Source organism: Pseudomonas sp. B6002 (assembly GCF_013385985.1).
Lineage (GTDB): Bacteria > Pseudomonadota > Gammaproteobacteria > Pseudomonadales > Pseudomonadaceae > Aquipseudomonas.
This window is the reverse complement of the sequence record NZ_JACAOY010000010.1, coordinates 171,690-196,262: the sequence shown is the minus strand read 5'-3', so window position 1 is coordinate 196,262 and position 24,573 is coordinate 171,690. Positions and strand designations below refer to the sequence as shown.

Genomic DNA, 24,573 nt, shown 5'->3' with positions numbered 1-24,573 from the left:
CCATCGCGGGCAAGCCCGGCTCCCACACGGGTTCGGTGATGTTCTTCAGGTCCCGGCAGGGGCATCGAGTACTTGCGGCAATGCAGCACCTTTGGGCCATAGCATCCAGATCTGCCCCTGCTGCTTCATGTTGCCGGCCAGCTCCCCCGCCGCAGCGCCAGTCCCCCAGAACAGATCCGCGCGCACTTCACCCGTAATCGCGCCGCCCGTGTCCTGCGCCGCGACGGGCCTTGCGATAGGCGAACCATCCGGTTTAGTCGTCGACAGCCACAACAAGCTACCCAGCGGAATCACCTTGCGGTCCACCGCCACGCTGTAGCCGGCAGTCAACGGCACGTTCAGCGAACCCCGCGGGCCTTCGTTGCTGTCGGGGCGGGCACTGAAGAACACATAGCTGGGGTTGCTCGCCAGCAGTTCCGGAATACGTTGCGGATGTGCCTTGGCCCATGCGCTGATGGCGCCCATGGTCACGTCATCCCTTTTCAACTCGCCTTGTTCCACCAGCCAGCGGCCGATAGGTCGGTACGGGTAGCCGTTCTGGTCGCCGTAACCGATGCGCAGTTGCCGCCCGCCTGCCAGCTGGATGCGGCCTGAGCCCTGGATCTGCAGGAATTGCAGGTCCATCGGGTCTGTCAGCCAGGCGATTGGCTTGGCACTGGAGCCTTGGCCATTGATGGTGCTGGCGTCGTCATAAGGCTTGAGCACACGACCTTCCAGGCGGCCGCGCAGGCGCTTGCCCTTGAGTTCCGGGTAAATGCTTTCGAGGTTGACGATGATCAGGTCATCCGGCACGCCATACACCGGCACGTTGGCGGTGGCGGTCTTGGTCAGGCTGCCGGGGTAGACCGGTTCGTAATAGCCGGTGATCAAGCCGTTCGGGGTGTTGTCTGCCGAGCGTAGGCCGAAGACATCCAGGCGCTCCTTGAGAAAGCCGCGAACCGCTGCGGCGTTGCCCGGCACGCTGGCTGCAGCGGCACAGGTCGCGCCCCAGACCGGGTCGGCCTTGAGGCGTTGGCAGGCACTGCGCCAGGATTCAAAGCCGGCCAGCAAGTCTGTGTCGGACACCGTGGGCAAGGCTTCCCAAGGCGCGCTCACGTAGGTCGCGACAGCATGGGGTTTTACGATTTCATCTTTGCCCGCATCCTTGCCGCCATCGCAGCCGGCCAGCAGCGCGATCATTGGCAGAGCCCACGCCAGGCGGCGGCTCCAGGCTTTTCGGGTGACATTCATACAAGCACTTCCTGAAGCGATTGCCCGTGCATTGGCGCATCCGGGCAACCCTTATTATTAATAGGGCTATTGGTGTTTACGGGCGGGGCGAGGATACTGGCCGCCGTTTCCCGTGACCTCGAAGCCATCATGACTTTTAAAAGACTGACCGTTGTATTGCTGGCCTGCCTGACGCTGTCCGCCTGTGGCGGTGTCGACCCGAATTCGCCGTTGGGCCAGCGCAAGGCGATCTTCAAGCAGATGCTCAAGACCGGCGAAGACCTGGGCGGCATGTTGCGTGGGCGTATCCCGTTCGACGGTGCGAAGTTCGCTGAAGGCGCGGTCAAGCTCGATGCGTTGTCCCACGAGCCGTGGAAGCATTTCCCGAGCGTGCGTGAGGAAGATCATACCAGTGCTAAAGACAACGTCTGGCAGCAACAGGCACGCTTCCAGGAACTGGCGCGCAACCTTGAAGCGGCCACCGGCGAGTTGGTAATCGCAAGCCAAGTGCAGCCTTACAAAGCCAGCAACCTGGGGCCGGCCGTGCAGAAAGTCGAAGACGCCTGCACGGCCTGCCACAAGCAGTTCCGCGACCACTGACCGGTTTTACTTGTCGAGCTCTTCGACTGCGTCCTGCAGTTCTTTGCGGGACTGGGCGAGCTTGTCCTTGCGCTTGTTGATCTTGTCGGCGTCGCCCTTTTTCATCGCCTTGTCGAGGTCGGCCTGACGGCGGCTGACTTCGTGCTTGGCGTCGAGCACCTTGTTCTCACGCTCCTTCTTCAAGGAAGCATCAGTGCAATTGGCGGTCACTTCGCTCAGGGCTTTTTCCAGGCCGGCTTGCTGTTCGCTGTTGCCGTGGGCCTTGGCTTGATCGATCTGGGTGCTGATGGCTTGGCGCTTGGCGGCACAGCCGGTGAGTTGAGGGGCTTCTTCTGCGGCCAGCAACGGCGTGGCCATGAAACTTGCGACGGTCAACAGGGCAAACGGGGCGAGAAATTTCATGTAGGGCTCCAAGGTCGCAAACGGGTGGCAGGGTGAATTCTGCCGTTGGGTTAAAGAGCGGTGGGCCGGGTTCAAAACCCGTCGATCCCAGCCACGTGTAATGTTTCGGCCAAGGCCTGTACCTGCGGGTCGTGAAAAAAAGCGCTGAGTTGCGCTGCACGCCCTGGGCCGATGCCATCTGCGGCCTGCCAGGCTTTGGTGTCTCGAGCGACCAGGTTTTGCCAGCCGCCGTCCAGGTTGTTGCGTGCCGAGGGCGGTACGCCCAGGGCTTTTAGCCATTGTGCAAAGGGCCGTTGCCGGGCGCTGTGAATGCTGTTGAGCACGCGCGCACGGCTGCGATCACCGAAGCCATCAATGTTAGCAAGCTCTGCCTCATCCAGGGTTAACCAATCGAGAAAGCCTGCGATTAGACCGGCCTGGAGCAATACGTTCCAGGTTTCACGGCCCATATGGGGCAAAGCCAGGCCCTGGTCGCTGCTCATCCAGGTCAGGCGTGCCAGCAACTGCTCCTCGCAGCCCGGGTCCAGTTGCCAGCAGCTCAAGGGGTGAAAGTCGCGGGCGTCGGGGACAGCGATGGGCGCTCGGGTCTCGTTGCGCAGGATCACCTGGTCCAGCCGAGGAATCACCTGGCCGGCCAGACTGATGGACACATGGTCGCCGGGGCGTATATCCAGCGCCTGCCAGCGCTTGAGGGAGCCGACGCTGACTCGGCTGATCTGTCGATCGTCCAGCCGCACGGGTTCCAGCTCCAGGATGGGGGTGATGCGCCCGGTTCGCCCGATCTTGAATTGCACCTTGCGTACCAGTGCCAGGGCCTTGGCCACCGGGTACTTCCAGGCAACGGCCCAGTACGGCGTGCTGGCCTGCCAACGTTCGGCGGGTGCGTGCACGGCTTGATGCAGCACCACCCCATCGCTGGCGAACGGCAACGGGTGGTTGAACCAATAGCTGCGCCAGTGTGCGGCGTCGGTGATGTTCTGGAGGGGCTGGCTGTAGCGCTGGCTGTCTGGGAAACCCCAGCGTGCGAGGGTCGCCAGGCGTTCGGTAAAATCGGGCGGGCCATCCGGCCAGGCCCAGACGAACAAGCCGATACCACCAGCTTCGGCATCGTTCAGTTGGCGCCGGTTCATCAGCCCGGCAACCTTGCTGCGGGCGCTGAGGCCTCCGTTTGCCGACTGCACATGATCAGTGAGGCGCCAATAGAGTTCGCCTTGCAGCACCAGGTCAACAGGTTCCGGGAGTTGCTGGACGATGCCTGGGATCTTGCGTGCGGCGGCTGACCAGTCCTGGCCGAGCAGCCCGTCGCCGCGACTGATGAGCTGGCTCAAGCGACCCTGGCGATACACCAGTGTCACCGCCACACCGTCGATCTTGGGCTGGATCCAGACGTTTTGCCGTGTACCGAGCCAGTCGCCGACCGCCGCCTCATCCAGCAGTTTTTCCAGGCCCGTGTGAGCGACTGGGTGACGCACTGTGCCTCGCGAACTCGCCAGCGGGTTGTCAGGCTGGGTTTGAGGAAAACACTGGCGCCATTGGGCCAGGCGACCCCGGGCCTGATCGTACAACTCATCGCTGACAGGCGACTGGCCAAGCCGGTGGTAGCTGTCATCCCATTGACTGACCTGTCTGGCCAGACTGTCGAGTTGAGATCGGGCGTCATCCGGGCACGCTTCGGCCCACGCCAGAAACGGCACCGCACTCAATAAAAGAGCAATCAGAAAACGCATCATGAGCATCCTTGCCCGAAAAGGACGCACAGCCTAAGTGATCCTCACGGCCACAAAAAAGCCCCGACAGCGCGGGGCTTTTTACCGGGTGTTTCTACTTACTTGAACAGACCGCCCAAGGCTTTCACCGGGTCGGCTTTATCGGCCTTGGCTTCCTGTGTTTGCGGCTTGGCGTCGGCTTTGGCCTGGGTCTCAGCGAGTTTGTTGCAACCTTTGTTGATCTGGTCTTGAGCGGCTTTGAAGGCTTTCTCTTTGAGATCGTCCTTGGCGGCCTTGGCAGCATCGATCTTGGCTTGCAGGTCGTTGGCTTGTTGCTGGCAATCGCCGGAATTGCTCACGCCCAGTTTGGACGTCAGGGCACCACCCAGGGCGCTCAGGTCGGCAGCATGGGCCGGCAGGGCGAACAGGCTGAGCAGAAGGGCGGCAGGGGCGAGTGTGGAAATACGCATGAAAACCTCAATGTTCGATTGCCTGCGCGCGCGTCTATCCCGGGCTGGCGCAGGGCAATATCCAAATAAGGTGAAGGGCCCGAGAGGGCGCGGATTCTAGAGGGCCATTATTTGGCCTGCAAGTATTGGATCCAAAAAACGTGAAGGTCGTCCCGTAAACGCCAGCCATAAAAAAGCCCCGCCGAGTCAACCCGGCAGGGCTCTGTGTACCGCGAGCGATTACAGACCGGCAGCAGTGCGCAGGTCGTTGGCGCGGTCAGTTTTTTCCCACGTGAAGGTGGTGAAGGTGTCGTCGCCGACAGTCTTCTGCGCAGGGGTACGACCGAAGTGGCCGTAGGCTGCGGTTTCCTGATACATCGGGTGCAGCAGGTCGAGCATGGTGGTGATGGCGTAAGGGCGCAGGTCGAAGATCTCACGCACTAGCTTCACGATCTTGTCGTCGCTGATCTTGCCGGTGCCGAAGGTGTTCAGTGAGATCGACGTAGGCTGGGCCACACCGATGGCGTAGGAAACCTGGATCTCGCAACGCTCGGCCAGGCCGGCCGCCACGATGTTCTTGGCCACATAACGACCGGCGTAGGCAGCGGAACGGTCAACCTTGGATGGATCTTTACCCGAGAATGCGCCACCGCCGTGACGGGCCATGCCGCCGTAGCTGTCGACGATGATCTTGCGACCGGTCAGGCCGCAGTCGCCCACCGGGCCACCGATGATGAACTGGCCGGTCGGGTTGATGTGGAACTGAGTGTCCTTGGTCAGCAGCTCGGCAGGCAGTACGTGCTTGACGATCAGCTCCATCACGCCTTCACGCAGGTCGGCGTAGGAAACGTCCGGGTTGTGCTGGGTCGACAGTACGACGGCGTCGATACCGACAACCTTGCCACCTTCGTAACGGCAGGTCACCTGGGACTTGGCGTCCGGGCGCAACCATGGCAGCAGGCCGGCTTTGCGGGCTTCGGCTTGCCGTTGCACAAGCTGGTGCGAGAAGGTGATCGGTGCTGGCATCAGCACGTCGGTTTCGTTGCTGGCATAGCCGAACATCAGGCCTTGGTCGCCGGCGCCCTGATCTTCAGGCTTGGCACGGTCCACACCTTGGTTGATGTCGGGGGACTGCTTGCCGATGATGTTCATCACGCCGCAGGTCGCGCCGTCGAAGCCGACGTCGGAGCTGGTGTAGCCGATGTCGGTGATCACGTCACGAACGATCTGCTCCAGGTCAACCCAGGCCGACGTGGTGACTTCACCCGCGATGATCGCTACACCGGTTTTCACCAGAGTCTCGCACGCCACACGGGCGAACTTGTCTTCAGCAATGATGGCGTCCAGCACCGCGTCAGAAATCTGGTCGGCGATTTTGTCCGGATGCCCTTCAGACACGGACTCGGAGGTGAAAAGGGAGTATTCGCTCATCTCGATGTTTTCCTGATATTTACCGATGGTGAGTGTCGCCAGCCGGTCGCTGAAAGTGGCGGACCTGGATCTGGAAACCATTACGTAAACCTACATAGAGGCTTTCCCCGGGAACGAGTCCCGCAGCGGTGGCCCAACGGGCCAGATCGTCCTGTTCAAAACCCAACCAGAGATCACCGCAGGCCTCCTTGGCCCAATTCTGGTTGTGGCTGCATAAATCCGTAACCAGCAGGCTACCGCCAGGGTGCAGCAACCCGGCCATTTGCTTGAGGGCGTCGGCCGGGGCGGCGAAATGGTGCAAGACCATGTTCAGCACCACGCAGTCGGCCCGCAGGCTGGTGTCATTGAGCGCGTCGGCCAACTGCAGGCTGACGTTGCCCAGTGCTTCGCGCTCGCACAGCTGGCGCGCCAGTTCGAGCATCGCCGGGCTGTTGTCGAGTGCCGTGACCTGTTGGAAGCGCCGCGCCAGTTCGGGCAGGAAACCGCCGTCGCCGGGGCCGACTTCCAGCGCCGTCGCCTTATCACTGAAGCTCAGCTTGTCCAGCAGCGCCAGTACGCTTTCGCGGTACTGGGGCAGGCCGGCAATCAGGTCCTGCTGGGCGCGAAACTTCTCGGCGACCCGTGAGAAAAAGTCCTGGCTGGCGGCAGCCCGTTGCCCGTGGACCTGGCCGATGCGCGACTGTACGTCGGTGGGCAGGCTCAAGTTATCCACTTCTTCGAGCAGTGCGGCATGCAGCTTGCCGCCCAGCAGTTCGGTGTGGGGCAGGGCACGACGGTAGAAAATCGCATTGCCTTCGCGGCGGGTGGCCACCAGGTCGGCCTGGGCCAGTACCTTCAAATGGTGGCTCATGCCGGACTGGCCGATGGCGAAGATCTGCGCCAGTTCCAGTACGCCGAACGAGTCGTTGGCCAGTGCGCGCAATACGTTCAGGCGCAACGGATCACCAGCGGCCTTGCATAAGGCTGCCAGCTCTTCGCAATCGTCGGGACGCAGGGAGGGCACAGGTAGGTTCATAAGGCCAGCAGTCTAGTGACGGGTGGAAATCCCTGCAAGGCCAATATCAAAAAGTTTTGATATTGATCGATAAGTGGCGGTTATAAGCAGCCGCTATAGCCTTTAGACGAACCGGGGACCCTTTTCTGCAAGCGAATGGCGCCCAAAGCACAGGAAAAACGCCCTCAAGTGACTATCTGTCATTGCCCGCAGGCGGTGGCTGAGGGAAAATGCCGGTCCTTTTTTCCGTTTCTTTTCAGCAAACCCCAGGAGATCAGCGATGCCCAGCCGTCGTGAGCGTGCCAACGCTATTCGTGCCCTCAGCATGGATGCCGTGCAAAAAGCCAACAGCGGCCATCCAGGTGCCCCAATGGGCATGGCGGATATCGCCGAAGTACTTTGGCGTGACTACCTGAAACACAACCCGAGCAACCCATCGTTTGCCGACCGTGACCGCTTCGTGCTGTCCAACGGCCACGGCTCGATGCTGATCTACTCGCTGCTGCACCTGACCGGCTACGACGTCACCATCGACGACCTCAAGAGCTTCCGTCAGCTGCACAGCCGCACCCCGGGCCACCCGGAATTCGGCTACACCCCAGGCGTCGAGACCACCACCGGTCCCCTGGGCCAAGGCCTGGCCAACGCCGTTGGTTTCGCGCTGGCTGAAAAAGTCCTGGGCGCGCAGTTCAACCGCCCTGGCCACGACATCGTCGACCACCACACCTACGTATTCCTGGGTGATGGCTGCATGATGGAAGGTATTTCCCACGAAGTCGCGTCCCTGGCCGGCACCCTGGGCCTGGGCAAGCTGATTGCCTTCTACGATGACAACGGCATCTCCATCGACGGCGAAGTCGAAGGCTGGTTCACCGATGACACCCCCAAGCGTTTCGAAGCCTACAACTGGCAAGTGATCCGCAACGTCGACGGCCACGATCCGGAAGAGATCAAGACCGCCATCGACACCGCCCGCAAGAGCGAGCAGCCGACCCTGATCTGCTGCAAGACCACCATCGGTTTCGGTTCGCCGAACAAGCAAGGTAAAGAAGACTGCCACGGCGCCCCATTGGGTGACGCGGAAATCGCCCTGACCCGTGAAGCCCTGAAGTGGAACCATGGCCCGTTCGAAATCCCGGCTGATATCTACGCCGAGTGGAGCGCCAAGGAAAAAGGCCTGGCGACCGAAGCCGAGTGGGACCAGCGTTTCGCTGCCTACTCCGCTGAATTCCCAGAACTTGCCAACGAGCTGGTTCGCCGTCTTGCCGGTGACCTGCCTGCCGACTTCTCGGAAAAAGCCTCGGCCTACATCGCCGAAGTCGCAGCCAAGGGCGAGACCATCGCCAGCCGTAAAGCCAGCCAGAACACCCTGAACGCCTTTGGCCCGTTGCTGCCTGAGATCCTCGGTGGTTCGGCTGACCTGGCCGGTTCCAACCTGACCCTGTGGAAAGGCTGCAAAGGTGTGTCGGCTGAAGACGCCAGCGGCAACTACATGTACTACGGCGTACGTGAGTTCGGCATGAGCGCCATCATGAACGGCGTTTCCCTGCACGGTGGCCTGGTGCCTTACGGCGCGACCTTCCTGATGTTCATGGAATACGCCCGTAACGCGGTACGTATGGCGGCGCTGATGAAGAAGCGTGTAATCCATGTGTACACCCACGACTCCATCGGCCTGGGCGAAGACGGCCCGACGCACCAGCCGGTCGAGCAACTGACCAGCCTGCGCACCACGCCGAACCTGGACACCTGGCGCCCAGCCGACGCGGTGGAATCCGCGGTGGCCTGGAAGCACGCCATCGAGCGCAAGGACGGCCCTTCGGCGCTGATCTTCTCGCGTCAGAACCTGCAACACCAAGTGCGTACCGACGCGCAGATCGCCGATATCAGCCGTGGTGGTTATGTGCTCAAGGACTGCGCGGGCGAGCCGGAGCTGATCCTGATCTCCACCGGTTCCGAAGTGGGCCTGACCGTTCAGGCCTACGACAAGCTGACCGAGCAAGGCCGCAAGGTGCGTGTTGTTTCGATGCCGTGCACCAGCGTGTTCGAAGCCCAGGACGCCGGCTACAAGCAATCGGTACTGCCACTGCAAGTCGGCGCGCGTATCGCCATCGAAGCGGCTCACGCCGACTACTGGTACAAGTACGTGGGCCTGGAAGGCCGCGTGATCGGCATGACCACCTACGGTGAGTCGGCGCCGGCGCCAGCATTGTTCGAAGAGTTCGGCTTCACCCTGGAAAACATCCTGGGTCAGGCTGAAGAGCTGCTGGAAGACTAAGTCAGTCTGCGTTGTCTGTACTGGCGCTATCGCGGGCAAGCCCGCTCCCACATTTGGATCGCGGTCTAATGTGGGAGCGGGCTTGCCCGCGATGGCGTCCGAACATTCAACACCGAACTAACCTTGATCGAGAACCCCATGCCTCAACCGCGTCCCTACAAAGTTGCACTCAACGGCTACGGCCGCATTGGTCGTTGCGTCTTGCGTGCTCTGTTCGAGCGAGGGGCGGCGGCCGGGTTTGAAATTGTGGCGATCAACGATCTGGCCGACATGGCCAGCATCGAATACCTGACACGCTTTGACTCCACCCATGGCCGGTTCCCAGGCGAAGTGCGGGTCGAGGACGATTGTCTGCATATTAATGGCAACTGCGTGCAGGTGTTGCGCAGTGCCACCCCCGAAGGCATCGACTGGAAAGCACTGGGCGTCGACCTGGTGCTGGAATGTTCCGGTGTCTATCACACCCGTGCCGATGGCCAGCGTTTTCTCGACGCCGGCGCGCCGCGTGTGCTGTTTTCCCAGCCGATGGCCAGCGAGGCGGATGTCGACGCCACCATCGTCTATGGCATCAACCAGGATTGCATGACCGGTGATGAGCTGCTGGTGTCCAACGCCTCCTGCACCACCAACTGCAGCGTGCCGCTGTTGCGTCTGCTGGATCAGGCGATCGGCCTGGATTACGTGTCGATCACCACGATTCACTCGGCGATGAACGACCAGCCGGTGATCGATGCCTATCACCATGAAGACCTGCGCCGTACGCGTTCGGCGTTCCAGTCCGTGATTCCGGTGTCCACCGGCCTGGCTCGCGGTATCGAAAGATTGTTACCGGAACTTGCCGGGCGAATCCAGGCCAAAGCCGTACGGGTGCCGACGGTGAATGTGTCCTGCCTGGACATCACCATGCAAACCGTCAGCGATACTGATGCGACGGAGGTCAACCGGATCCTGCGCGACGCCGCCACCAGCGGCCCGCTCAAAGGCTTATTGGCCTATACCGAGTTGCCCCACGCCAGTTGTGATTTCAACCATGACCCGCATTCGGCGATTGTCGATGCCAGCCAGACCCGCGTTTCCGGCCCGAGGCTGGTGAACATCCTGGCCTGGTTCGACAACGAATGGGGTTTTGCCAACCGCATGCTGGATGTTGCGGAACATTATCTGCACATCGCCTCTAAACAACCTCAACAGTAATTCAGGAACTGCGACCCATGACCGTGTTGAAGATGACCGACCTCGATCTGCAAGGTAAGCGCGTACTGATTCGCGAAGACCTCAACGTCCCCGTCAAGGACGGTGTTGTCGCCAGCGATGCGCGAATCCTGGCCTCGCTGCCGACCATCAAGCTGGCCCTGGAAAAAGGTGCGGCCGTCATGGTCTGCTCCCACCTGGGTCGTCCGACCGAAGGTGAGTTCTCCGCTGAAAACAGCCTTAAGCCCGTAGCCGATTACCTCAGCAAAGCCCTGGGCCGCGACGTGCCGCTGGTGGCTGACTACCTGGGTGGCGTCGACGTCAAAGCCGGCGACATCGTGCTGTTCGAGAACGTGCGCTTCAACAAGGGCGAGAAAAAGAACAGCGACGAACTGGCCCAGCAATACGCTGCGCTGTGCGACGTGTTCGTGATGGACGCCTTTGGTACTGCCCACCGCGCTGAAGGTTCGACCCACGGCGTAGCCAAGTTCGCCAAGGTTGCAGCTGCCGGCCCATTGCTGGCCGCTGAACTGGATGCACTGGGCAAAGCCCTGGGCGCTCCGGCCCAGCCGATGGCCGCCATCGTGGCTGGCTCCAAGGTGTCCACCAAGCTGGACGTGCTCAACAGCCTGAGCCAGATCTGCAACCAGTTGATCGTCGGCGGCGGCATCGCCAACACCTTCCTGGCCGCAGCCGGCCACCCGGTGGGCAAATCCCTGTACGAGCCGGACCTGCTGGACACTGCCCGCGCCATTGCCGCTAAAGTCAGCGTGCCGTTGCCGGTGGACGTGGTCGTCGCCAAGGAATTCGCCGAAAGCGCTGAAGCCACCGTCAAGCTGATCGCTGACGTGGCCGCCGACGACATGATCCTGGACATCGGCCCGCAAACCGCTGCCAATTTCGCCGAACTGCTGAAAGCCTCCCAGACCATCCTGTGGAACGGCCCAGTGGGCGTGTTCGAATTCGACCAGTTCGGCAACGGCACCAAAGTGCTGGCCAAGGCCATCGCTGAAAGCTCGGCATTCTCCATCGCGGGCGGTGGCGACACCCTGGCGGCCATCGATAAATATGGCGTTGCTGACCAGATCTCCTACATTTCTACCGGTGGCGGCGCATTCCTCGAGTTCGTCGAAGGCAAAGTACTGCCGGCCGTTGAAGTACTGGAAACTCGAGCCAAAGGCTAAGGCTCGTGATCCGGAAAAGGAGTATTCCCATGATCAAGTCGTTGGCACTGGTGATCGCAGCGGGCCTGTTGGCCGGCTGCGGCAGCACGCCAAGCGCGGCCCCGGAGGCGGGTAACCCTGCGCCGGGGCAGCCGAAAAAGAGCTGCTACCAGGCGGACTGGCAGGCGGAGACCATGCCGGTGATCAACAAGCGCATCGGCAACGAGCGCTTGGAGAAATACGACGCCGCGCCCAACGGTCAGGAACAGGGTTGCCCTTGACGGGTCTGATCAACTGGCGGCTGTGGGCCGCCCTACGAGGATTGGCAATGAAAGGCGTTTTCGCCCTGGCAGCCCTGGCCCTGTTGGCTGGCTGCAGCAGCATGAACATGTTCAACAGCAAGGCCGAGCCTGCCGACAAGTGGACCACCTGGACCTGCGACAGCAAGGCTGAGGTCAACTGGCGCTTTGCTAATCAGGCTAAATCCGAGGTGGACGTACGCCTCGGCGGTTCCGACCAGGTTTATCGCCTTAAACAGGACGTCGCCGCTTCGGGCGTGCTGTACGCCAACGACCAACTGGCGTTTCACACAAAAGGTGAGGAAGGCCTGGTTTACTGGGTAGCCACCGACGATTTGATCGGCCGTGGTTGCAAAGCCCAATAACGCTTTACCCCTGTAGGAGCCGGCTTGCCGGCGATGAGGCCCTTGAGGTCGCCGGCGTTTTCAAGACCACCATCGCCGGCAAGCCGGCTCCTACAGAAAGGTTTAACGATTCAGTAGGCCCGGTATTGAATGCCGGGCCTGCAATAACTTGAATAGCAGCCACCGCTACGGCAGGCTTGCACGATTAACGACCCTCGACCGGGAGAGACAACACAATGGCACTTATCAGCATGCGTCAAATGCTGGACCACGCAGCCGAGTTCGGCTACGGCGTCCCAGCCTTTAACGTCAACAACCTTGAGCAGATGCGCGCCATCATGGAAGCCGCTGACAAGACCGACTCCCCTGTGATCGTCCAGGCTTCGGCCGGTGCCCGCAAATACGCCGGCGCGCCGTTCCTGCGTCACCTGATCCTCGCGGCCATCGAAGAATTCCCGCACATCCCGGTGTGCATGCACCAGGACCACGGCACCAGCCCTGACGTGTGCCAGCGCTCCATCCAACTGGGCTTCAGCTCGGTCATGATGGACGGCTCCCTCGGCGAAGACGGCAAGACCCCAACCGACTACGAGTACAACGTACGCGTGACCCAACAAACTGTCGCCATGGCCCACGCCTGCGGCGTGTCGGTTGAAGGCGAGCTGGGCTGCCTGGGTTCCCTGGAAACCGGCATGGCCGGTGAAGAAGACGGCATCGGCGCCGAAGGCGTGCTGGATCACAGCCAAATGCTGACCGACCCGGAAGAAGCCGCTGACTTCGTGAAAAAGACCCAAGTCGACGCCCTGGCCATCGCCATCGGCACCAGCCACGGCGCCTACAAGTTCACCAAGCCGCCTACCGGCGACGTGCTGGCCATCGACCGCATCAAGGAAATCCACAAACGCATCCCCAACACCCACTTGGTGATGCACGGTTCTTCCTCGGTCCCGCAAGAGTGGCTGGCGATCATCAACCAGTACGGCGGCGACATCAAAGAAACCTACGGCGTACCGGTTGAAGAAATCGTCGAAGGCATCAAGTACGGCGTGCGCAAGGTCAACATCGACACCGACCTGCGCCTGGCGTCCACCGGCGCCATGCGTCGCCTGATGGCCACCAACCCGAGCGAGTTCGATCCGCGTAAGTTCTTTGGTGCGACTGTGACGGCGATGCGTGACGTGTGTATCGCACGTTATGAAGCGTTTGGAACTGCGGGCAATGCGTCGAAGATCAAGCCGATCTCGTTGGAAGCGATGTATCAGCGTTACCTCAAAGGTGAGTTGAACGCTAAGGTGAATTAAGCCTCTGCGTTTAAAAAGAAGCCCGCAGAGATGCGGGCTTTTTTGTGGGCATTAAACAACTGGATTAAAAACTAAAACAGCTTCAGCTCTGTCGTGATGTTTAACTTAATGCCCGCAACCAAATCCAGTAATTTTGCTCGTAGTGCTGTTATAGTTTACCCACAAGGCATCTTGCAAATACTCTTGAGTTGTCATGCCAGACTCTGAAATGGCGCGCACTTGACCGGCGCCTGCCTGACTCATGTAGTTATTAAGTGTTGACTGAAACGCAGGCGAGTTTGTCGGCGACAGATTGTTTGCAACGGCATAACTTACAGAGTTTGCATTGCACGTGGCAAATACTTGAGGCGTGATTAATATGAGCGAAATCGTTATCAGGCCGGCGAGTTGTGTGTGATGTGAGTTTTGTACATTTTGAACTCCTTCCCTTTAATTGGATTTCTATTAAGTGAGGTGTCTAAGTGACAATATAGACTTGCCCGGATGCTGTGTAACTGTCAGAAATTACAGTTTTCTATTTATTTATAATAAGGATTATGCGTTTTTGATCTAGGTAGAAGCCAGTTGAGTACGTGAATAGGAGTAGTTGTGATTTAATCGCGCAAATCCTTGGTTCAAGAGAAAAATACTCGTCGCTCACCGCGATAAATAATGGACGACAACAGCGTCGGAGTTTGCAACGTAATGTGTTGGGGGGGGCGCGCCCCCCCCCCCCCTATTCTGCCGGTAGAGCCTCACTTCTGTGTGAGATCATATTAGACGCGACGAATATTAGTGTTAGTGCCCAAGACAATGATCGATTGTCCCGTCGGGTCTCTGACGAGAATTCTGAAAGTGTAAGTGATGTTTTTTTTGAAATTAATGTCTACTTCGGAGGAGCACATTTCTACTTGAATTATATTTGGAGACGTAGCGGTGTGTGAGGTTTCCCCATTAACGTAAATGGGCAATGTCGCGAGGTCGATCCAATTAGTGGTCCCCGCTTGCCGGAGTTGTGCAACTTTAATGTTGCCTGCAGTTAGGCTGCTTGTACTGCCTGCCGGAACGGGGACTTGCCCCATGAAACAACTGCCGGGAGTGTTCAACTGTATCAATTTAGGCCCTGTCGAAGCAGGTGGCGTAGGTGTAAATGTTGCCTGAGAGGTAAGGTAGGGGGCTGGCATTGGATTGTTCTCGGTGAGAGGCCGGTAGGTCGCTGCAGCGTAAGCTGCAGCAGTTTAGTTAAATACGACCGTGAGATTGGTTGATAGAGCAAAAACTTGGTTAGCTGAATCAGTTATTTCGATCCGTAGTACGTGATTGGTTCCTAATCTGAAGGGGCCTAGGTCACGCATTTCAAGCATTAACGCTTTTGTACTTTGTAGATGATTAATACTGACCTGATCTAATACCCGTCGGTGCGCCTGCTGTCGTGGATAAGGCCCTGCCGGGCCATTGCCCGATTTTTGTAGTGTGACCGTGGCCACATTACCTGCCAGCAATATTTGGATAATTGCCGTGGTCAAGGGCCAAACAAGAATGATGCTGTTTTGGGGGATCGATACTGCATAAGGTGCAGGGGCTGGATTGTTGACATTGTAAAAGTAAGGCTTTGGTCCAATCAGTGGCAGTGGCATCACAGTCTCCCTGATGAATATTTAAACTCAATGCTTATAAGCTTTGATGTGAGATTCAGCCGATGTTTGAGCCCATGCGCATCACAAGGTGAGCGTCAGGTTGGCTGATATCGCTTTGATGAGACCTCCCGCGTCAGTGATATTTATTCTGAGTGTGTAGACGGTATTGGCCAGAAGAGATCTGAATGAGCAGATTTCCATTCCTATAAATTTCTGTGTAGTTGCGAGTTGGATTCGTTGCGCCGATAACACCTCAGTAAAGAGGGTGTTCACAGGGTTCGGCCCGCTTGAGCTGATGCCATTTCTTTGTAGAGTGATGGTTATCCTATCCCCAACGGTTAGACCCGCAAGTAACGCTGGATTTGCCGGCGCTTTTACCACTTCGCATGCGGTATTTGGCTGCACGCGAAGCGGTCCAGAGATGGGGCTAGGCTTATTCAAGAATGTGGGTCTTGACATTATCAGCGGTATGGTTGGCATGGTAAAAGCTTCCTGAGTTTCCTATATGTATCTGATTTAGATAAACACCGTAGTATTTCAAATAATCATGATTGATGTGTTTGGCGCCAATGCCTTTATCACGCCGTTGTTGTCTGTGAGTGTGATTCTTAAGGTATAGGTTAGGTTTTTTGTGAGCGTTTTTAACATACTGACATTTAAGATAAAATAATGGGGTGGGGTATTTATTGCAGTATCCATTTTTTGCTGTGCAATACTTTCCAGTGAAATGATATTGATCGGGTAAGCGCCTGCAGGGTTACTGCCATTACGCTGAGCGGATACTCGCCATTGATCGGCTGGTGCGAAGGCACTATAGACAGCGGGTGTTACTACAATATTCATTATCTGATTGGATGGGGTGAGCGGGATTTTGTAAGGGCCACTTTTCGGTTTAGTCACACCGGGAAAATCAGGGCCAGACATGATAATGGGTAACGGCATAATAGCCACCTTAGTATAAGTCTTATAAGTCAGGAGTAATCCATGATGAAAGCCAATCTTTCCTTTTCACGCCTTTCTTCTTCGGCAAGAAAAAAGGCCATGTCTACCCCTTGAGTCGGGGATGAGGGCACTGAGCCAATGGATGGGTAGCTGGCTTGATCGTATATGTTAATATTTTGACTGCCATCCTGATGAGTTACTATTTCCACATAAACTGGGACATTGATAGTTGCTACGATGACCGAGCTCACCGGCGAGCTAGTCCCAGGGGGGGCTGACGCTGGGTATTGAACATTAGGCACGACGCCTTGATATTGTGGTTCCGTATAATTCGAGACCGGTACCACACCCTGAAATAGTGGCTCTGCATAACTAGCTCCTTGAGAGGAGTAAGAGCGAATACCTAAACCGTCAAGGGGGAAGCCTAAAGACGTTGCTGTGTGAGGCTTTTTTTTTACAGGCGGTGAGTTGCGTAGCAGGGAAGATGATTCTGGGATAAGCCGTATTACCAACCTCATGCTATTCACGGATATTGCTTCTTGATCGCCATGCTGCGTTTTTATTAAGGCTGCCCCTTGATGCACTGACACAAGCTGCGCATGTTGGTAAAATTGGTCGTCGGCATCAAACGAAAATATATCCTCGGGCGAAATCACGATATATTGTTGAAATAGGTTAATTATATTCATGTCGAATGCGCTCTATTTATTCGCGAGTTTTTAAAGTCAGGGTGGTCATGTATTATGACCACGCCTGACGGCAAGAACTAACGATGATTTAGATGTTATTGGACTGCTTTTCTGGAGCCGATCATATAAGAAATTTTTTCGGTGCTTATTTGCTGTGTTGGCGACGGAACCGAAATTGCCTGAGCGGCAACCATCGGGATGAGTGGTACGGTGTCTTTATAAGCAATCGCTTCAATGCCATTAACTGAGCTAATAGTCATTATAATGTCCTCCATGGAAGCATCATAATTTGATGCGACGAGAGTGGCATTTTTGTAAATGGTCCCCGCACTCAAGAAATCAAAGTCTTTTCCGACGTCTACTTCTAATATCTGTACCACGTATTCAACGATGATGGACATGGTGTTGCTCCTTTCATAGTGTGTTAAAGCTTCTCGCGGCACGGCGGCGCATTTATGTCATTCAGTCAGTACTGAGCCTTTTAAGGCGCGTGTTGATGCCATAAATTGGCGTCTGTAATATCCCCCTTGTGAGTACTGGTTGACGCCGTAGACTGGACCGTTGAAGTTGTTTTGGAAGCCGATGTTCTGACCGGGGTATTGATTAACGGTCTGCACGGGTCCCCAAAAGGTCACGAATCGAGTGCTTACATTGGTTTTAGTGCCTGTTTCACCATCAGCGATAACTGTCGTTTGCCCATCGGCTGAATAGTTATCCACAAACCCCGAAATTTCTGTTGCTACGCCTCCAGTGCCCAACGCTTGGGCAACTACGTAGTCTCCAACCCGCGGGAATACATTCATGTTAATGGCCGGGCGAGTGCCAATGGTCAGGTTTGGGGCAGGTGGAGGAGGTGGTGTTGTTACTGAGCAGCAATCGGGAACTGTCACTACTGTAGGTGGGTTCCAGAATATATTGTTGAAGGTAGCCATTTTGAACGCCTCAAGGAATGTAAGAGTCTTAATGGTCCGTCTTTTTTTTACGCTTGGCACTGTCAAAGTTGACAGTTTTTTATGGTTTTTCGCTATAGACATTATTCGAGATAGGCTAAAACACTCTAACGTTTGTTTCGGTCAAGGTTTATCCAACTCGAGATAAAATATCTGTGTCGTTTGGATGTTTCTTTCCTGGCAGCTACACCCGAGCGGTTCCTGAAATCGTTGGTTTACTTAACGCTCACTGCCGTTTTAACTTTGATGTCGCCTCGGCCAGCGGCGTATGTTCCGCAAACCCCGTGAGGAGGGAGGCACGCGCGATTTCTTGAGAAAGGTTCTGCGGGGATAGTTAAATTTTATAATGGGTAGCGAGTGATAAGTTTCCCGGCGTCAAAGTTCATTGGCAGTTCAACTACGTTTGGAGGGTGAATGCCTTAATAATTAATGTGCTCAGAAAAATCTAACTGTTAAATTAGTGGTTAGTAATTTAAGCACTATTCCGCTGGGGTCAGTGATTGTAATTTTCATCACAAAGTTTGTGTTTTTTATGACGGTGCCACAAAATTCATGACCTATTAAGGCCTGACCGTTAATGAGTGAATTGACAAAGTTTTGACTGAAACCTTGACGTCGAATATTTTGCCGTGGATACAGACCGTTTGGGCCATTTCCAGTTTGTTGCAACGACCCCCTCCATAATGTCGCCCGCCTGGAAGCTGCTCACGCTTCCTGTAGGGACCGTAATCAGCACCGCGAAGCAGCTGCCTTTGGGGTCACGTATAGGTATGGGGGCGCGGTAGGTGAGGCACCACTCACAGAAGGGCGGGGTGCAATAAAGGGAATAGGCATGGTGATTTCCGTAGAGTCTGTAGTCAATGGGTCAATCAAGTCGATTGCGCTAAATCGCCCTTCGCCTTTTTCACGAGTTGGCGTCCTCATGGTCACGACTAATTGCCCGTTGTGTAACTGTCAACATTCACAGTTTTTTAGCGTTTTTTTCGATAGCGTCTATTCGGTTTGGCCCCACGTACCTGTGTCTAAAGAAGTCTGCAGCGAGGCAGGCTTTTATTCTGCTTGCGCTGAGGGTATTGAAGCTGTGCCGCTCAACGACGTGGAATACATCAATTACCTCCTAAACCAGAATGCGCGCCGTGTTGGCCATATTGTTCAGATCGCACCCGGCAAACTCCAGCAGGCTGGAGGAGGCCATCAGGTTGATGGTTTTCGCGCAGGGAGGTGTGGATCTCCAGTAGTGGGGTGTCGCTGTCGATCAACACGACAGGCGCGCCGATGGCGTTTCAATGCCGGGGTGTGCGGTGGGGTGGAAGTGGGTTCCCCCGCCACCTGGCTCTCCGCAACGTTTGTGTAGGCCTTCCCGCACGGCGATAGCGATGGCGATGGCCCAGTCAAAATTTTCGGCGACTGACATACAGTCATCGCCGGCAAGCCGGGCTCCAACGGGTATCGGGGGTGTTTCAAAAAAGCGAATGATCCATCTGCGCCATTGGACGCGCCCTAAATGAAATAAGCCCGTGCTCACTCGTGATCAATATCCAACTTAGCAAACGTCACCCTTGCCCCCTCCTTGCTGTTCCCGCTGTTGTCCTGCACATACACCCCTGCCTTGAAATACAACTGCTTGGCGCCCCAGGCTGCACCAATACGCTCATTCCACTCCCCGTCGGCGGCATACACACTGAGCAGTCCGGCTTTGTTCAGGTTGATCACGTAAGTGAAGCTTTTCTCCAGCGGCACATTCGACGCCACGATGATCACCCGCCCTTCGTCCTCATCCGGGCGCATGCGCACTTTGGCGACGATGTTGCCGGTCTGGGTCTTTTCCTTGAACTGGTACTCCAATTTGATCAGCGGCTTCTGGCTGTCATAGGCATGGATCTGGCCAATGACGACCTTGCCGGTGGAGGGCACTTGATTGACCGCCAAGGTGGCGCGCAGGAAGTTGTCGGCATCCGGGTAGGTCCAGTTGCGCAGGCGCCCATCGGCGTAGGTCTCGCGCAGTTCACTGCGGGGGTAGATGGCGTTCTCGGTGCGGCTGCCGGTCACCGGGGTCCAGAATTGCACGTTGCTGCCTTCGGCCTGGAAATACTGGTCTTTGAAGCCGCTGAGCAGTTTCGGGGTGTCGATGGTCGCCGGTGGCGAGCCGACCGGAATGCTCAGGTTCCAGGTAGAGAGGTCGATCATGGCGTTGGCCTTTTACAGAGGGTGAAAGCGTTGTCCCAGGGGGCTCACAGGTTCTTTATAGGCGCTGCTCACTCACTTGTTAAACGGCGATTGGCAAATTATTGGCGTCAGAGGAATGTCAAAAAGCCATGTTTCCCATGATTCGGGGCGTGTAGGGGCTGACCGTTAGTCGGCTTCCTGAGCTTTGGGTCAATGAGGGCTCCCGTGTCACTTCTGATTTTTTGGAACCGGGGCTAGAGTGAGGCCTCAGCGTTTGTCCGGTTTTTCTCTCAGAAATGACCGGAAGCTCCCCAAGGAAGAGACGTAGCATGGATGGCGCCCCACACCACGGCGATGGCGGTTCGGTTCTTCTGGTGGTCGATGACTACCCGGAAAACCTGATCAGCATGCGCGCGCTTTTGCACCGGGAAGACTGGCAGGTCGTCACCGCCAGCTCCGGGGTGGAGGCGTTGGAGTTGCTACTGGCGCACGAAGTCGACTTGGTACTGCTGGATGTGATGATGCCCGGCATGGACGGCTTTGAAGTCGCACGGTTGATGCGCGGCAGCCAGCGCACGCGCATGACGCCAATCATTTTCCTCAGTGCCCATGCGCAATCACCGTCTGCGGTACTGGAAGGCTATGCCAGTGGCGCCATCGACTACCTGCTCAAACCCTTCGATCCCAATATTCTCAAGCCCAAGGTCCAGGCTTTGCTGGAGCACCAGCGCAACCGCCGCGCGCTGCAACGCCTGAGCCATGACCTGGAATCCGCCCGCGCCTTTAATGCCTCGGTGTTGGACAACGCCGCCGAAGGCATCCTGGTGGTGAGTGAAGAGGGCGTGATCGAGTACGCCAACCCGGCGATCTCGCGCCTGCTCAACGCGACGCTCCAGGAGCTGCAAGGTCGGGAGTTCCTGGGCTTCCTGCAAAAACCCCATGTGCCCGTATGGCTGGAGTCGCAGATGATGGCCGGGTACCGCAAGGGCGAGACCTGGCGTTTGCACGACGCCATCTTGCGTACCGATCGCGGCCAGCAGGTGCCGGTGGCCATGTCCTGTGCGTCGCTGCCCGTCGAGCGCAAGGCGATGGTGGTGACGGTGCTGGACATGTCTGAGGTGCGTCACCTGCACCAGCAACTGGAGTTCCAGGCGGTCACCGACCCGCTGACCGGGCTGTTGAACCGTCGAGGGTTCTACCAGGCGGTGGAAAACACCTTGTTACGCAGCGAGCGGAGCGAACAGTCCCTGGTCTTGCTGTACCTGGACCTCGATGGTTTCAAGCGGGTCAATGATTCGCTGGGCCATGACGCCGGTGACCGGGTGCTGCGCTGGGTGTCGGAGCAGTTGCAAAGCTGCCTGCGCTCTTATGATGTGCTGGGGCGCATGGGCGGCGACGAATTCACCGCGTTGCTGGAGCTTGAGTTCCCTGAGCAGGCGGCCAAGATTGCGGAAAAACTGATCGAACGGGTGTCGGTGTGCCAGCAGGTTGAGGGGCTGGACGTGATGCTTGGGGTCAGTATTGGCATCGCCACGTTCCCGGATTGCGGCTCGGACTTGAACGGCCTGCTGCGGGCCGCTGACATTGCCATGTACGAAGCCAAGCGGGCGGGGCGCCAGCAATATCGCTATTACGATCAGGAAATGAACGGCCGCGCCCGTTCGCGCCTGATGCTTGAAGACAGTGTGCGCACGGCCATCCAGAACAAGGACTTCACCCTGGTTTATCAGCCCCAAGTGTCCCTGGAGGATGGGCGTTTGCGCGGCGTCGAAGCGCTGTTGCGCTGGCAGCACCCCAGCGTCGGCGATGTACCGCCCGGGCTGTTTCTACCGCTGCTGGAAGAGGCACGCCTGATCAGCCAGCTCAGTGCGTGGATCTACCAGCAGGTCGCGGCCCAGCGCCAGGCCTGGCAAGCCAGCTTTGACAGCGAGCTGGTGCTGAGCGTGAGCCTGAGCAGCAGCCAGTTCAACATGCCCAACCTGGCCAACCAACTGCAGCAGGTGCTCGAACGACATGGGCTGCAGGGGCGGCAGCTGGAGGTGGAAATCAGTGAAGACAGCCTGATGAGCAACCTCGAAGAGTCGACCAAACAGCTGCGGCTGCTGCGCCAGATCGGCGTGCGGATCGCTTTGGATGACTTCGGTTGCGGCCACTGCTCCCTGGCCCATTTGCGCGACCTGGAGTTCGATACCCTCAAGCTGGACCCGCGACTGGTGGCGCGCTTGCCGGCCTCGGCGCGGGATGCGGCGTTGGCGCGCAGCATTATTGAGTTGTGTGGGCATTTTGATGTGCTGGTGGTGGCCGAGGGCGTCGAGACGCTGGAGCAATCCCAGTGGCTCAAGGCCAACGGTTGCCCATTTATCCAGGGGCCGCTGGCGGCGCAGCCGCTGATGGCAGAGGAAGTGGCGGGCTGGTCGTCCCCGCGCTTGCGCTGAATTCGCTACACTGGCGCCATTCCAACCCTGTTGCAGACCCCATGACCGTCCTGAAATACCTCCAGGCCTATCCCGCCGCGCTCCAGGAGCAGGTTCGCCAGCTGATCGCCAAGGACCAGTTGGGCGACTACCTGGAAAAGCGCTACCCCGAGCGCCACGCCGTGCAGAGTGACAAGGCCCTGTACGCCTATGCGCTGGCCTTGAAGCAGGAACACCTGCGCAACGCGCCGGCCATCGACAAAGTGCTGTTCGACAACCGCCTGGACCTGACCCACCGCGCCCTCGGCCTGCACACCACGATTTCACGGGTGCAGGGCGGCAATCTCAAAGCCAAGAAAGAGATTCGCATCGCCTCGCTGTTCAAGGAGGCGGCACCGGAATTCCTGCGCATGATCGTGGTGCACGAACTGGCGCACTTCAAGGAATCGGACCACAACAAGGCGTTCTACAAACTCTGCGACTACATGATGCCGGGCTACCATCAGGTGGAATTCGACCTGCGGGTGTACCTCACGTATCGCGACCTACAGGGCAAACCCTGACCGCACAAGGCGACCACCATGGATGTGAGCAAGACCAAGAGCAGCTTCTACCGCCGCCTGTACGTGGCCTACCTGATTGACAGCGGGCTGGCCAGCAGCGTGCCCGCGCTGACCGACGTGACCCGCATGCCCCGGCGCACGGCGCAGGACACCATTGCGGCGTTGGCCGACCTGGATATTGTGTGTGAGTTCGAGCAGGAAGACGGCGCCCGCAACCATGCGGGGCACTATCGGATTCGCAGCTGGGGGGCGATTGATCGGGGGTGGATTGAGGGGAATCTGGCTTCGGTGAAGCAGGTGTTGGGGTATCCCTGAGGCTCGGTGTTGACCGTACTGGCGCCATCGCTGGCAAGCCAGCTCCTACATTGGATCGGGTTTGCACGGTCAAAGTGTGGGAGCTGGCTTGCCTGCGATGAGGCCCTCAGTCGCGCCGCATACCAATATGTGGAATATCATCCTCAAGGTATTCCTCACCCGCCACCACAAACCCGTACCGCCCGTAATACCCCTGCAAATGCGCCTGGGCTGACAGAAAAATCGGCGTTTCGGGCCAGATATCCTCAATGCGCTTGAGGCTCTCTTCCATCATCCGATGCCCCAGCCCCGTACCGCGTGCCACGGGTGCCACGATGACCCGGCCTATCACCACGTCACCGCCTTGGGACTCCGGGTCCAGCAGGCGCAGGTAGGCCACCAGCTCGTCGTTCTGCCACACCATCAAGTGGTGGGTGTCGCCCGAGAGGTCTTGCCCGTCGAGGTCCTGGTAAACGCATTTCTGCTCCACGACGAAAACCTCGTTACGCAGGCGCAGGATGGCGTACAGCTGGTCCTTGCCCAGGTCATCGTGGTGTTTGCAGACCCATTCGACTGTCATGGTGTGCTCTCTTATCAAGTGTCTGTGCCGATAGTAAGCGTGGCGAGCGGCGCTGTCTAAATCTGGCATTTTTGTGAATGGCGTCAATTTGCCATCATTCTGTGCATTCGCCGCTGACTTCTTTGTGTAATCTGCAATGCAGTCTCATTGATGAGCTACTGTTAGAACCTCAGGTTGAGCCTGAGCTCAGGCCAACGCCTGCCCGCCAAGGACTTTGAGCATGCCGCGATTTTCTCGTGCCGTTGCTTTGATAGGAATGTTGCTGCTGGCGACACCGGCGCTCGCACAGCGTCTGCGCCTGGTAGCGGATGCCTGGCCTCCCTTTACCGATGCCACCTTGATCAATGGCGGCCTGGCCACCGACATCGTCACCACGGCGCTGGCGCGTGCCGGGTATGCCAGCGACTTCGAGCAGGTACCCTGGGCCCGCGCGCTGATGGGCGTGGGAGACGGGCGTTACGACGTGCTGGTCAATGCCTGGTACGACGATGCCCGCACGCAACTGGGGCAGTTTTCCGGCGAATACCTGCTCAACCGCGTGCGTTTCATCAAGCGCCGCGACGACCCCATCGACTACCAGAACCTGGAGCAACTGCACGACGAATCGATTGCTGTGGTGCGCGGCTATGCCTACTCGCCAGCGTTCGACCAGGACACCCAATTGCAGAAAGTACCGGTGCATAACTTCGCCATGGCCGTGCGCATGCTGGCGGCGCAGCGTGTGCGGCTGACGGTGGAAGATGAGTACGTGGCCCGTTACTACCTGGCGCGGGAGTCACCGCGTGTGCGCAATGCGGTGGAGTTCTTGCCCAAGCCCCTGACCGAAAACAGCCTGCACATCCTGGTGAGCCTGAAGAACCCGCAGCATGAGCAGATCGTGGCCAGCTTCGACCGGGAAATTGCCAAGATGAAGGTCGATGGCAGCTATGAGCGGTTGATGAAAGAGCACGGGATGTAGGCGGCTTTAGGGCCCCATCGCAGGCAAGCCAGCT

Annotated in this window: 24 protein-coding genes; 11 read left to right on the top strand and 13 right to left on the bottom strand. The window is 57.8% G+C overall.

What is annotated here, in order from left to right:
• Positions 1–45 precede the first annotated feature (45 nt).
• Positions 46–1,230 (bottom strand): murein transglycosylase A, encoded by a 1,185-nt coding sequence (locus tag HX792_RS14395; RefSeq protein ID WP_176996724.1) that lies wholly within the window; start codon positions 1,228–1,230, stop codon positions 46–48.
• A gap of 129 nt (positions 1,231–1,359) precedes the next feature.
• Here HX792_RS14395 and HX792_RS14390 point away from each other — a divergent pair, with 129 nt between their 5' ends.
• A complete protein-coding gene (locus tag HX792_RS14390; RefSeq protein ID WP_176996723.1) occupies positions 1,360–1,809 on the top strand; it encodes a cytochrome c in 450 nt (149 codons plus the stop codon).
• Positions 1,810–1,815: 6 nt separating this feature from the next.
• Here the strand turns inward: HX792_RS14390 and HX792_RS14385 are convergent, their stop codons facing one another.
• From HX792_RS14385 to HX792_RS14365, 5 genes are all read right to left on the bottom strand, one after another.
• The gene (locus HX792_RS14385) at positions 1,816–2,211 is read right to left on the bottom strand and encodes a DUF1090 domain-containing protein (RefSeq protein ID WP_176996722.1); all 396 of its coding nucleotides are present in this window, start codon (positions 2,209–2,211) and stop codon (positions 1,816–1,818) included.
• Positions 2,212–2,282: 71 nt separating this feature from the next.
• Complete coding sequence (gene ligB, locus HX792_RS14380; RefSeq protein ID WP_176996721.1) at positions 2,283–3,941, bottom strand: NAD-dependent DNA ligase LigB; 1,659 nt, start codon at positions 3,939–3,941, stop codon at positions 2,283–2,285.
• Positions 3,942–4,036: 95 nt separating this feature from the next.
• Entirely contained in the window at positions 4,037–4,387 is a 351-nt protein-coding gene (locus tag HX792_RS14375) for a hypothetical protein (RefSeq protein WP_176996720.1), read from the bottom strand.
• Between the two features lie 219 nt (positions 4,388–4,606).
• A complete protein-coding gene (gene metK / locus HX792_RS14370) occupies positions 4,607–5,797 on the bottom strand; it encodes a methionine adenosyltransferase (protein ID WP_176996719.1) in 1,191 nt (396 codons plus the stop codon).
• A 19-nt stretch (positions 5,798–5,816) separates the two neighbouring features.
• The gene (locus HX792_RS14365) at positions 5,817–6,812 is read right to left on the bottom strand and encodes a metalloregulator ArsR/SmtB family transcription factor (protein ID WP_176996718.1); all 996 of its coding nucleotides are present in this window, start codon (positions 6,810–6,812) and stop codon (positions 5,817–5,819) included.
• A gap of 259 nt (positions 6,813–7,071) precedes the next feature.
• Between HX792_RS14365 and tkt the strand changes: the two genes are divergently transcribed.
• The 6 genes from tkt (at position 7,072) to fba (ending at position 13,367) form a co-directional block, all read left to right on the top strand.
• Entirely contained in the window at positions 7,072–9,069 is a 1,998-nt protein-coding gene (gene tkt / locus HX792_RS14360) for a transketolase (RefSeq protein ID WP_176996717.1), read from the top strand.
• A gap of 138 nt (positions 9,070–9,207) precedes the next feature.
• Positions 9,208–10,263: an erythrose-4-phosphate dehydrogenase gene (epd, locus tag HX792_RS14355; RefSeq protein ID WP_176996716.1), complete on the top strand. Its 1,056-nt coding sequence runs from the start codon at positions 9,208–9,210 to the stop codon at positions 10,261–10,263.
• Between the two features lie 17 nt (positions 10,264–10,280).
• Entirely contained in the window at positions 10,281–11,444 is a 1,164-nt protein-coding gene (locus HX792_RS14350; protein WP_010207155.1) for a phosphoglycerate kinase, read from the top strand.
• Positions 11,445–11,473: 29 nt separating this feature from the next.
• Positions 11,474–11,704, top strand: coding sequence for a hypothetical protein (locus HX792_RS14345; protein ID WP_176996715.1), 231 nt, complete (start codon positions 11,474–11,476; stop codon positions 11,702–11,704).
• A 47-nt stretch (positions 11,705–11,751) separates the two neighbouring features.
• Entirely contained in the window at positions 11,752–12,087 is a 336-nt protein-coding gene (locus HX792_RS14340) for an MliC family protein (RefSeq protein WP_122488822.1), read from the top strand.
• 215 nt (positions 12,088–12,302) lie between these two features.
• Positions 12,303–13,367: a class II fructose-bisphosphate aldolase gene (fba, locus tag HX792_RS14335; RefSeq protein ID WP_003177554.1), complete on the top strand. Its 1,065-nt coding sequence runs from the start codon at positions 12,303–12,305 to the stop codon at positions 13,365–13,367.
• Between the two features lie 1,217 nt (positions 13,368–14,584).
• Here the strand turns inward: fba and HX792_RS14330 are convergent.
• From HX792_RS14330 to HX792_RS14305, 6 genes are all read right to left on the bottom strand, one after another.
• Positions 14,585–14,983, bottom strand: a complete 399-nt coding sequence (locus HX792_RS14330; RefSeq protein ID WP_176996714.1) for a hypothetical protein — start codon at positions 14,981–14,983, stop codon at positions 14,585–14,587.
• A 537-nt stretch (positions 14,984–15,520) separates the two neighbouring features.
• Complete coding sequence (locus HX792_RS14325; protein WP_176996713.1) at positions 15,521–15,925, bottom strand: hypothetical protein; 405 nt, start codon at positions 15,923–15,925, stop codon at positions 15,521–15,523.
• Between the two features lie 29 nt (positions 15,926–15,954).
• Positions 15,955–16,614, bottom strand: a complete 660-nt coding sequence (locus HX792_RS14320; protein ID WP_176996712.1) for a hypothetical protein — start codon at positions 16,612–16,614, stop codon at positions 15,955–15,957.
• 95 nt (positions 16,615–16,709) lie between these two features.
• A complete protein-coding gene (locus tag HX792_RS14315) occupies positions 16,710–17,015 on the bottom strand; it encodes a hypothetical protein (protein WP_176996711.1) in 306 nt (101 codons plus the stop codon).
• Between the two features lie 57 nt (positions 17,016–17,072).
• A complete protein-coding gene (locus HX792_RS14310) occupies positions 17,073–17,546 on the bottom strand; it encodes a hypothetical protein (protein ID WP_176996710.1) in 474 nt (157 codons plus the stop codon).
• A gap of 1,539 nt (positions 17,547–19,085) precedes the next feature.
• Entirely contained in the window at positions 19,086–19,751 is a 666-nt protein-coding gene (locus HX792_RS14305) for a polysaccharide lyase family 7 protein (protein WP_176996709.1), read from the bottom strand.
• 308 nt (positions 19,752–20,059) lie between these two features.
• Here HX792_RS14305 and HX792_RS14300 point away from each other — a divergent pair, with 308 nt between their 5' ends.
• The 3 genes from HX792_RS14300 to HX792_RS14290 are packed head-to-tail and all read left to right on the top strand — an operon-like array spanning position 20,060 to position 23,022.
• Complete coding sequence (locus HX792_RS14300) at positions 20,060–22,165, top strand: bifunctional diguanylate cyclase/phosphodiesterase (protein WP_176996708.1); 2,106 nt, start codon at positions 20,060–20,062, stop codon at positions 22,163–22,165.
• Positions 22,166–22,206: 41 nt separating this feature from the next.
• Positions 22,207–22,707: a M48 family metallopeptidase gene (locus tag HX792_RS14295; RefSeq protein ID WP_176996707.1), complete on the top strand. Its 501-nt coding sequence runs from the start codon at positions 22,207–22,209 to the stop codon at positions 22,705–22,707.
• An 18-nt stretch (positions 22,708–22,725) separates the two neighbouring features.
• Entirely contained in the window at positions 22,726–23,022 is a 297-nt protein-coding gene (locus tag HX792_RS14290; protein WP_176996706.1) for a helix-turn-helix domain-containing protein, read from the top strand.
• Positions 23,023–23,128: 106 nt separating this feature from the next.
• On the opposite strand, the gene HX792_RS14285 is transcribed toward HX792_RS14290, so the two are convergent.
• Positions 23,129–23,581 (bottom strand): GNAT family N-acetyltransferase, encoded by a 453-nt coding sequence (locus HX792_RS14285; RefSeq protein ID WP_176996705.1) that lies wholly within the window; start codon positions 23,579–23,581, stop codon positions 23,129–23,131.
• Between the two features lie 220 nt (positions 23,582–23,801).
• Here HX792_RS14285 and HX792_RS14280 point away from each other — a divergent pair, with 220 nt between their 5' ends.
• Positions 23,802–24,539 (top strand): ABC transporter substrate-binding protein, encoded by a 738-nt coding sequence (locus HX792_RS14280; protein WP_176996704.1) that lies wholly within the window; start codon positions 23,802–23,804, stop codon positions 24,537–24,539.
• The last annotated feature ends 34 nt before the right edge of the window (positions 24,540–24,573 follow it).